Source organism: Rhizobacter sp. P1_G5, assembly GCF_056405435.1.
The window spans coordinates 1-9002 of record NZ_JBFUCB010000217.1 but is presented as its reverse complement, the minus strand read 5'-3'; the positions used below and the strand labels follow the sequence as shown (position 1 = coordinate 9002).

Annotated in this window: 12 protein-coding genes; 6 read left to right on the top strand and 6 right to left on the bottom strand. The window is 67.7% G+C overall.

Annotation, left to right across the window (positions count from 1 at the left end):
* Positions 1–2180, top strand: a 2180-nt coding sequence (locus tag AC1D12_RS16300) for a TonB-dependent receptor domain-containing protein (RefSeq protein WP_477841530.1), incomplete at its 5' end; no start/stop codon positions are given.
* A gap of 31 nt (positions 2181–2211) precedes the next feature.
* On the opposite strand, the gene AC1D12_RS16295 is transcribed toward AC1D12_RS16300, so the two are convergent.
* Entirely contained in the window at positions 2212–2376 is a 165-nt protein-coding gene (locus AC1D12_RS16295; protein ID WP_197067001.1) for a molybdopterin-binding domain-containing protein, read from the bottom strand.
* Between the two features lie 9 nt (positions 2377–2385).
* Between AC1D12_RS16295 and AC1D12_RS16290 the strand changes: the two genes are divergently transcribed.
* The 5 genes from AC1D12_RS16290 (at position 2386) to AC1D12_RS16270 (ending at position 6054) form a co-directional block, all read left to right on the top strand.
* Positions 2386–2958, top strand: coding sequence for a TonB family protein (locus tag AC1D12_RS16290; protein WP_477841527.1), 573 nt, complete (start codon positions 2386–2388; stop codon positions 2956–2958).
* Between the two features lie 98 nt (positions 2959–3056).
* The gene (locus tag AC1D12_RS16285) at positions 3057–3914 is read left to right on the top strand and encodes a MotA/TolQ/ExbB proton channel family protein (protein ID WP_477841525.1); all 858 of its coding nucleotides are present in this window, start codon (positions 3057–3059) and stop codon (positions 3912–3914) included.
* 33 nt (positions 3915–3947) lie between these two features.
* Positions 3948–4376 (top strand): ExbD/TolR family protein, encoded by a 429-nt coding sequence (locus AC1D12_RS16280; RefSeq protein ID WP_477841523.1) that lies wholly within the window; start codon positions 3948–3950, stop codon positions 4374–4376.
* Positions 4377–4405: 29 nt separating this feature from the next.
* Positions 4406–4837, top strand: a complete 432-nt coding sequence (locus tag AC1D12_RS16275; protein ID WP_465115241.1) for an ExbD/TolR family protein — start codon at positions 4406–4408, stop codon at positions 4835–4837.
* Positions 4838–4848: 11 nt separating this feature from the next.
* On the top strand, positions 4849–6054 hold the full coding sequence (locus tag AC1D12_RS16270; RefSeq protein WP_477841521.1) for a tetratricopeptide repeat protein: 1206 nt from the start codon (positions 4849–4851) through the stop codon (positions 6052–6054).
* Positions 6055–6166: 112 nt separating this feature from the next.
* On the opposite strand, the gene AC1D12_RS16265 is transcribed toward AC1D12_RS16270, so the two are convergent.
* The 5 genes from AC1D12_RS16265 to AC1D12_RS16245 form a co-directional block, all read right to left on the bottom strand.
* Positions 6167–6925: a 3-hydroxyacyl-CoA dehydrogenase gene (locus AC1D12_RS16265; RefSeq protein ID WP_477841519.1), complete on the bottom strand. Its 759-nt coding sequence runs from the start codon at positions 6923–6925 to the stop codon at positions 6167–6169.
* A gap of 20 nt (positions 6926–6945) precedes the next feature.
* Positions 6946–7599 carry an adenylate kinase gene (gene adk, locus AC1D12_RS16260; protein WP_477841517.1) on the bottom strand — a complete coding sequence of 218 codons (654 nt, stop codon included), beginning with the start codon at positions 7597–7599 and terminating at the stop codon, positions 6946–6948.
* A gap of 183 nt (positions 7600–7782) precedes the next feature.
* On the bottom strand, positions 7783–8538 hold the full coding sequence (gene kdsB, locus AC1D12_RS16255; protein WP_477828898.1) for a 3-deoxy-manno-octulosonate cytidylyltransferase: 756 nt from the start codon (positions 8536–8538) through the stop codon (positions 7783–7785).
* The gene (locus tag AC1D12_RS16250; protein ID WP_477828897.1) at positions 8535–8741 is read right to left on the bottom strand and encodes a Trm112 family protein; all 207 of its coding nucleotides are present in this window, start codon (positions 8739–8741) and stop codon (positions 8535–8537) included. The genes kdsB and AC1D12_RS16250 overlap by 4 nt, the downstream gene beginning before the upstream one ends.
* A gap of 14 nt (positions 8742–8755) precedes the next feature.
* Positions 8756–9002, bottom strand: a 247-nt coding sequence (locus AC1D12_RS16245) for a tetraacyldisaccharide 4'-kinase (protein WP_477841515.1), incomplete at its 5' end; no start/stop codon positions are given.

Sequence of the window (9002 nt, the reverse complement as noted above, 5' to 3'; positions counted from 1 at the left end):
TGGGGTTGGACGTCGAGAAGACCACGACCCTCTACGCGATTGACCGCGACTTCTCGAAGTCGGGTAACCGCTATCCGTATTTCCAGAACGGCGCTACGCCGAGCGGCCGGATCGAGGGCAACTACGACCCGAACCTGTCGCTGGACGACAACAAGACCCCGGGCACCAACGGCGGTCTGAACATCTCGGGTTCGGGCTACGGCAACCCGTACGCCGACCTGGGGCAGTGCGCCGACATCCGCATGTTCGCGGTGACCTCGGCGACCGCCAAGTACAAGAACTGCAATTACGACTCGGCGGCGGACGTCGGCTTGTTCCCCGAAACCAAGCGCACCAATGTCTTCGGGACGTTCAAGCTCGCGCTGACGCCTGAGCACACGCTCTACGGCGAAGCCATGTTCGCGAAGAATGTCGTGACCGAGGCCTATCAGCCCGCTCCGGCGCGTTCCGCGTTCTTCGAGACCGACAACCTGTTCTTCAAGAACGCGAACCCGGCGCTGAACACGCCGGCTGCGTTGCTGGTCTACCCAGGGACTCCGGCCTACGGCATCATCCAGAAGTACGTCACCGACAACGCTACCGCGCATCCCGAGCTGGGCGCCCTCATCAGCAGCGGCCTGCCGGTCGCCGTCTCGTGGCGCGCGTTCGCTGCCGGGCTGCGCACCGAGGAAGACACGCTGAAGCAATCGCGCTTCCTCACGGGCCTGAAGGGCTCGCTGGGCAGCTGGGACTACGACGTCGCGGCGATGTACAACCAGAGCAAGACCGAAGGCAGGCTGACCGACGGCTACTTCTCGCAGGTCGGGGTGGCCGGCATCATCAATTCGCCCACCTCGGGCTGGAATCCGTGGGCCCTCAATGGCCAACAGGATGCGGCTCTGACCTCGGCGATCCAGGGCGCCAACTACGTGGGTCCGACGCTGACCGGCAAGTCGACGCAGGCCTCCATCGATGCCACGGGCTCGACGACGCTGACGCAACTGGCCGGCGGCCCGATGCAGCTCGCCGTGGGTGCATCGTTCCGCCGCGAGACCTACAAGATCGACGTGCCACCGATCCTGGGCGAAGGCGACATCGCCGGCCTGGGTGGTGCGACGCCGAACGAGGATGAGGTTCGCAAGGCAGCTGCGCTGTACACCGAACTGAACATGCCCATCCGCAAGGACCTCGAGGTGAACGCCTCGGGTCGCTGGGACAAGTACAGCGTCGTCGGTACGACGACCAACGGCAAGCTGTCGACGCGCTACACCCCGGCGAAGGAACTGCTGCTGCGCGGCGCCATCGGTACCGGCTTCCGCGCTCCGACGCTGCCTGAGCTGTACAAGCCGATGACCGTCGGTGTCAGCGAGCAGTTCGTCGATCCGCTGCATCCGGGCGACGGCCAGATCCAGGCGAATGCCATGAATGGCGGCAACCCGAACCTGAAGCCTGAGAAGTCGAAGCAGTTGTCGCTGGGCTTCGTGGTCTCGCCGACCAAGAACTATTCGTTCGGCGTCGACTACTTCCTGATCAAGATCGACGACTACATCATCTCGCCGGCGGCCCTCGCGCTGGTCAATGGTGTGCGTGCCGGCACGCCGCTGTACGGCCCGGATGACGCGACGTTCAATGCGGACGGCACGGTCGACACCGTCGACCAACGGCTGCACAACGCTGCGTCGGCCCTGCTGCGCGGCTTCGACGTCACCGGCAACTGGAACGACACGTTCTCGTTCGGCAAGGTCTCGGTCGACCTGACCGGTACCTACATGCAGACCTTCGACCTGRAGACGCTGGCCGGCACGCAGCACAGCGTCGGCACGATCATCCAGGACGACGGATCTCCGCTCGACGTTGCCAGCACCGGCGTGGTGGCGCGCTGGAAGCACAACCTGAGCGCGACCTGGGCGACGGGCGCCTGGGCGACGACGCTGGCGCAGAACTACTACTCCGGCTATCGCGATGCCAACGACCTGGAGGGCAACGAGCACCGGGTTCCGGGCACGTCGACCTACGACGCGCAGATCGCGTTCACCGGGGTCAAGAACCTGAAGGTCGCGCTTGGTGCGAAGAACCTGTTCGACAAGGATCCGCCGCTGTTCATCGGCAACGGTTCGTCGTTCCAGTACGGCTTCGATCCGACGATGAGCGACCCGCGCGGCCGTTTCATCTACGTCAACGCGACCTACCGCTTCTTCTGACGCAGACCGCAAGCAGGTAGGCTGACACCGCTCAGGCTGCACTGCCATGCCCGCTGGCCACAAGCCGGCGGGCATTTTTGTTAACCTCGAACGTTTGCGTTTTCCACACTGGAGATCCCAGCGTATGGACTTTTCCAAGCGACAACGCGATCCCCGGCGTCACATCGTCGGGATCGGGTTTGTCATTTTGTTTCACGCGGCGATCGTGTATGCGTTGCTGACGGGGCTGGCCAAGAAGGTGGTCGACGTGGTTCGCGCGCCGATCGAGACGAAGGTGATCGAAGAGATCAAGAAGCCGCCACCGCCGCCGGAGGTGGTGGTGCCGCCGCCGCCGAAGCTGGAGGCGCCGCCGCCGCCGTTCATTCCGCCGCCGGAGGTGCAGGTGGCGGTGCCGCCGCCGGCGCAGCCGACGATCACGGCGAGCAYGCCGGTGCCGCCGCCGGCCGCACCGATGGCGCCYGTGGCGCCGCCTGCCGCAGCGCCTGCGCCTGCAGCGCCGCCGGCGCCGGTGTCGGCCGCGGTAGTGTGCTCGAACTACTCGACGGTGATGGGCGACTCGGGGTTCCCGCGCGAGGCGATCCGCCAGGGGCTGGACAAGGGCGAGGTGCTGATCCAGTTCACGCTGAGTGCCAGTGGCGAGGTCAAGGACATGAAGGTGCTGAAGTCGACGCACCCGGTCTTTGCGCGCAACAGCCTGAGGCTGGTGAGCGAATACAAGTGCCAGGGCCAGGGCAAGGACGTGCTGGTGCAGGTGCCGTTTGGCTACAAGCTGGAATGAACGCCTGAGCTGATCCCGCTCGATCACTGACTTTCGTTGCGACGAGGGCCCTGACCGGGGCCATGAATTCACAAATTTCTCTAGAGATTGGAAACACCATGTCTTTGTTTTCTCTGCGCTCGCTGGCTACCGCGTTGAGCTTGGCCGTTGCCTCCGCCGCCTTCGTGGCGCCCCAGATCGTTCACGCGCAGGCGTCGGCCCCGGCGGCTGAAGCGCCGGCCGTGGTGGCAGCCCCGGCGGCGCCGGTGGCGGTGCCGGGCGCGGTGACGAAGGAGTCGGTGGACAACCCGTACGGGCTGAGCGCGCTGTGGGCGCAAGGCGACTTCGTGGCGCGCGGCACGCTGATCATCCTGGTGATCATGAGCATGGGCAGCTGGTACATCCTGGTGACCAAGCTGTTCGAGAGCTTCAAGATCAGCGGCGAGGCGCGTGCGGCGCGCAAGACCTTCTTCAAGTCGGCGAGCCTGAACGACGGCGTCGCGACGCTGAAGGACGGCAGCGCGTTCCGCTTCATCGCCGAGACGGCGATCGAGGCGGGTGACCACCACGAGGGCGAGCTGACGGCGAACATCGACCGCAACACCTGGGTGGGCGTGAGCGTGCAGCGCGCGATCGACAACGTGCAAAGCCGCCTGCAGGACGGGCTGGCGTTCCTGGCGACGGTGGGCTCGACGGCGCCGTTCGTGGGGCTGTTCGGCACGGTGTGGGGCATCTATCACGCGCTGACGGCGATCGGCATTGCCGGCCAGGCGTCGATCGACAAGGTGGCGGGCCCGGTGGGCGAGGCGCTGATCATGACGGCCATTGGTCTCGCGGTGGCGGTGCCGGCGGTGCTGGGCTACAACTGGCTGGTGCGCCGCAACAAGGTGACGATGGAGTCGGTGCGCAGCTTCGGGGCGGACCTGCACGGCGTGCTGCTGGGCAGCCGCTCGACGCTGCGCGGCGGCAGCCGCTGATCGCGGATCACTCCTGAGCGAAGGAGCAACGCGATGGCAATGAACGTGGGCAGTGGGGACGGGGACGACGACGAGGTCGTCTCCAGCATCAACACGACGCCGCTGGTGGATGTGATGCTGGTGCTGCTGATCATCTTCCTGATCACGGTGCCTGTGGTGACGCAGACGGCGGCGGTGTCGCTGCCGAAGGAAACCAACATTGCGCGGGTGACGAAGCCGGAGAACATCGAGATCTCGGTGACGAAGGACGGCGACGTGTACTGGAACGCGCAGGCGGTGGCGGACAACAACGCGCTGGTGGCGCGGCTGAAGAAGGTGTCGGTGCTGACGCCGCAGCCGGAGATCCACATCCGCGGCGATGAGAAGAGCCGCTACGAGTCGGTGGGTCGGGTGGTGTTCGCGTGCCAGCRCGCGGGCATCCAGAAGATCAGCTTCGTGACGGAACCGCCGCCGCGCGGCTGAGCCGAACCCCAGAGAGAAGGATCAAGCAAATGGGAATGAACGTAGGCTCCGGCGGCGGAAGTGGTGATCCCGACGTGATGGTGGAGATGAACACGACGCCGCTGATCGACGTGATGCTGGTGTTGCTGATCATGCTGATCATCACGATCCCGATCCAGCTGCACTCGGTGAACCTGAACATGCCCACGGGGAGCCCGCCGCCGCCGCTGCGCGACCCGGTGGTGGTGACGATCGACATCGACTTCGACGGCACGATCCTGTGGAACGGTGAAGTCGTGCCGGACCGCACGGTGCTGGAGACGAAGCTGGCGGCGACGGCGGCGGTTGCCGATCAGCCCGAGGTGCACATCCGCCCGAACAAGCTGGTGGAGTACAAGTCGGTGGCGATGGTGCTGGCCAGTGCGCAGCGGCTCGGGGTGGCCAAGCTGGGCATGGTGGGCAACGAGCAGTTCATCAAGTGAGCACCATGGCCATGAAGTTGAAACCCYTGSTGGCCGCCACGCTGCTGGCRGYGGCGCTGACGASCRSSTAYGCACAGGACGCSGTRCGYCCSGACATCGGCAAGCCGCTGCARGCSGCRGGYGACCTGATCAAGGCCGGCAAGTACAAGGAAGCGCTSGCCAAGGTGCGTGACGCCGACGCGGTGCCGAACAAGAACGCGAGCGAGAGCTACACGATCGAGCGCATGCGSATCGCSGCSGCSTCGGGCGCGGGCGATGCAGACACGGCCGGCAARTCGTTCGARGCSYTSGCGGCCACCGGCAAGCTGGCGCAGGCCGACAAGCTGCGCATGCTGGAGTCGCTGGCCGGKACCGCGTACCGTGCCAAGGACTACGCGAAGACGATGCAGTGGGGCCAGCGCTACTTCAAGGAAGGCGGCACCAGCGGCACGGTGCGCACGCTGCTGATCCAGAGCCAGTACCTGGGCGGGGACTTCGCCGGCGCGGCGCGCGAGCTGCAGGTGGAGATCAGCGCCTCGGAGAAGGCGGGGCAGGCGCCGGCCGAAGACCGGCTGAAGCTGCTGGCGAACGCGACGCAGCGCATGAACGACACCAACGCGTACGTGTGGGCGGTCGAGAAGCTGGTGACGTACTACCCGCAGAAGCAGTACTGGACGGACCTGCTGGGGCGGCTGCAGCGCAAGCCGAACTTCAGCGACCGGTTGGCGCTGGACACGTACCGGCTGAGYCTSGCRACGGGTGCGACGAGCGCGGCGGCCGACTACATGGAGATGGTGCAGCTGGCGGTGCAGGCGGGCAGCCTGAACGAGGCGCAGCAGGCGATGGACAAGGGCTTCGCGGCRGGGGTGCTKGGCGTGGGCCCGGAGGCGGAGCGGCACAAGCGGCTGAAGGACCTGGTGGCCAAGCGGCTGGCCGAGGCGAAGGCGGGCCAGGCGCAGGCGCTGACGGAGGCGAAGGCGGCCAAGGACGGCGGCGAGYTGCTGGCGATCGGCATGGACCAGGTCTACGGCGGGCAGGCCAAGCCGGGGCTGGAGCTGATGCAGCAGGGCATCGCCAAGGGCACGAAGCGGCCCGATGACGCGAAGCTGCACCTGGCGATCGCGCAGCTGGTGGCGGGTGATCACGCCAAGTCGGCGGCGACCTTCCGGACCGTGCAGGGCAACGACGGCACGGCCGACCTGGCCCGGTTGTGGGCGCTGTACGCGAGAAAGAAGTAGCACCGAAAGCACCCGCGAAGCGCGGTGCCCATCAAGCAACTCCCGCGGAACCGGCTCTGCCGGGCCGCCGGGAGGCGCCCCTCGGGGGCAGGAGCGAAGCGACTGGGGGGCTCTATTTCGGTGCCAGGCGGATTGCGCCGTCGAGGCGGATCACCTCGCCGTTCAGCATCTCGTTCGTGATGATCTGGTGCACGAGCTTCGCGTAGTCCGCGGGCGTGCCGAGGCGGCTCGGGAAGGGCACGCCGGCGGCCAGTGCGTCCTGCACCTCCTGCGGCATGCCGAACAGCATCGGCGTGCCGAAGATGCCCGGCGCGATCGTCATGTTGCGGATGCCGTTGCGGGCCAGGTCGCGCGCGATCGGCAGCGTCATGCCGACGATGCCGCCCTTCGACGCGGCATAGGCTGCCTGGCCGATCTGCCCGTCATACGCTGCCACGCTGGCGGTCGAGATCAGCACGCCACGCTCGCCGGTGGGCTCGGGCGCGTTGCGGCTCATCGCCTCGGCGGCGAGGCGGATCATGTTGAAGCTGCCGACCAGGTTGACCGTCACGGTCTTCGAGAACACCGCGAGCGGGTGTGCGCCGTCCTTGCCGACCGTCTTGACGGCCGGTGCGATCCCGGCGCAGTTGACGAGGCCCATCAGCTTGCCGGCCGCCACCGCCGCGGCGACGACCGCCTGGCCGTCGGCCTCCTGGCTCACGTCGCAGCGCACGAAGACGCCGCCCAGTTCCTTCGCGACCGCCTCGCCCTTGTCGGCCTGCAGGTCGGCGATGACGACCTTGCCGCCCGCGGCCGCGAGCATGCGCGCCGTGCCTTCGCCGAGGCCCGAGGCCCCGCCGGTCACGATGAAGACCTTGCCTGCGATGTCCATGGCGCCTCTCCCTCGTCTTCTTACTGAAGCGCGGCCAGCGCGCGCGCAGTGATCTCCTCGACCGTGCCGGTGCCGGAGATCTTGCGGTACCTGGGTGCCACGGCGTCGCCGGCCGCGGCCCAGCTGGAGTAGTACTCGACCAGCGGGCGCGTCTGCTTCTGGTAGACGTCGAGGCGCTTCTTGACGGTCTCTTCCTTGTCGTCGTCGCGCTGGATCAGCTCGTCGCCGGTCACGTCGTCGCGGCCCGCGGTCTTCGGCGGGTTGAACTTCAGGTGGTAGCTGCGGCCCGAGGCCGGGTGCACGCGGCGGCCGCTGATGCGCTCGATGATCGACGCATCGGGCACGTCGATCTCGAGCACGAAGTCGAGCTTGACGCCGGCGGCCTTCATCGCGTCGGCCTGCGGGATGGTGCGCGGGAAGCCGTCGAACAAGAAGCCCTTCGCGCAATCGGGCTGGGCGATGCGCTCCTTCACGAGACCGATGATGATGTCGTCGCTGACCAGGCCGCCCGCGTCCATCACCTTCTTGGCCGCCACGCCGAGCGGGCTGCCGGCCTTGACAGCCGCACGCAGCATGTCGCCGGTGGAGATCTGCGGGATGCCGAACTTCTGGCAAATGAACGCCGCTTGCGTGCCCTTACCGGCGCCTGGCGCGCCCAGCAGAATCAGTCTCATCAGTCTTCCTCAATTTATGGAATTCGTGGCCGCGGTGCCAGCCGGCGCAGGCACGGGCTTTTGCCATCGAGAATAGCATGCGACTTCCTGCGCGAAACTGACGCAGGGCAGGTCGCCGGGCCCTCGGCGCCCCCGGGTTTACACCGGCTTCGCAGGTGCGCGATTCACCCGATCAGTGCCCGCTCAGCGCCCGATCTGCGCCCGAACACGGGCCAGGTCTTCGGGCGTGTCGACCCCCGGCCCGGGGCGCACCGCGCTCACGTGCACCGCGATGCGATGCCCATGCCACAGCACGCGCAACTGCTCCAGCGATTCGGTCTGCTCGAGCGGGCAGGGCGGCAGCTTCGGGAAATCCCTCAGGAAGCCGGCGCGGTAGCCGTAGAGGCCGATGTGGCGCAGCGGCGGGGGAGACGACAGCGCCTCGATGCCCGAGGCATAGCCGTCGCGCCACCACGGGATCGGCGCGCGCGAGAAGTAGAGCGCGCGGCCCGCGCCGTCGAGCACGACCTTCACGACGTTCGGGTTGCGCAGCTCGTCGACGCTGTCGATCGCATGCGCCGCGGTGCTCATCGGGCAGTCGGGCTGCGATTGCAGCAGCGCCGCGCAGGCGTCGACCAGTGCGGGCTCGATCAGCGGCTCGTCGCCCTGCACGTTGACGACGATCTCGCCGGGCTGCAGGCCCAGCAGTGCGCAGGCCTCGGCGAGGCGATCGCTGCCGGTCGGGTGGTCGGTGCGCGTCAGCACGCAGGCCACGTCGTGCGCGCGACAGGCGGCGACGATCTCCGCATCGTCGGCGGCCACCACCACCTGCTGCGCGCCCGACAGCGCGGCGCGGCGGGCGACGCGCACGATCATCGGCAGCCCGCCGATGTCGGCCAGCGGCTTGCGCGGCAGCCGCGTCGACTGCAGCCGTGCCGGCACGAGGACGGTGAAGCTCACGCGCTGCTCCCGGCCTCGGCAGGCGCGGTGTCCAATGAGCGCGCCTCGGTCTCGAGCATGATCGGCATGCCGTCGCGCACCGGGAAGGCCAGGCGGTCGGCGTTGCACACCAGTTCGTGCGCCGCATCCTGCGGCGGGCGCTTGTGCTCCAGCGGCCCCTTGCACAGGGGGCACACCAGCAGTTGAAGCAGTCGGGTGTCCATCGGGCGTCCTCGGGTCAATGGTGGGCTCGCTGCGGAAGCAGCGCGAGCAGCTCGGCGGCGAAGGCCGGCGGAAGCTGGAAGTCTAGCGTCGCGACCCACACGCGGGTCGTGCCGAGGCGCGCGGGATCGAGCTTGACGGCATCTTTCTCGGTGACGACCACGTCGGCCGTGTCGGACGCCCAGGGCAGCTGCGCGAAATCGTGGTGATCGGGCAGCGGCAGCTCGGCGATGTCGAGGCCGGCCTCGCGCAGCATCGAGAAG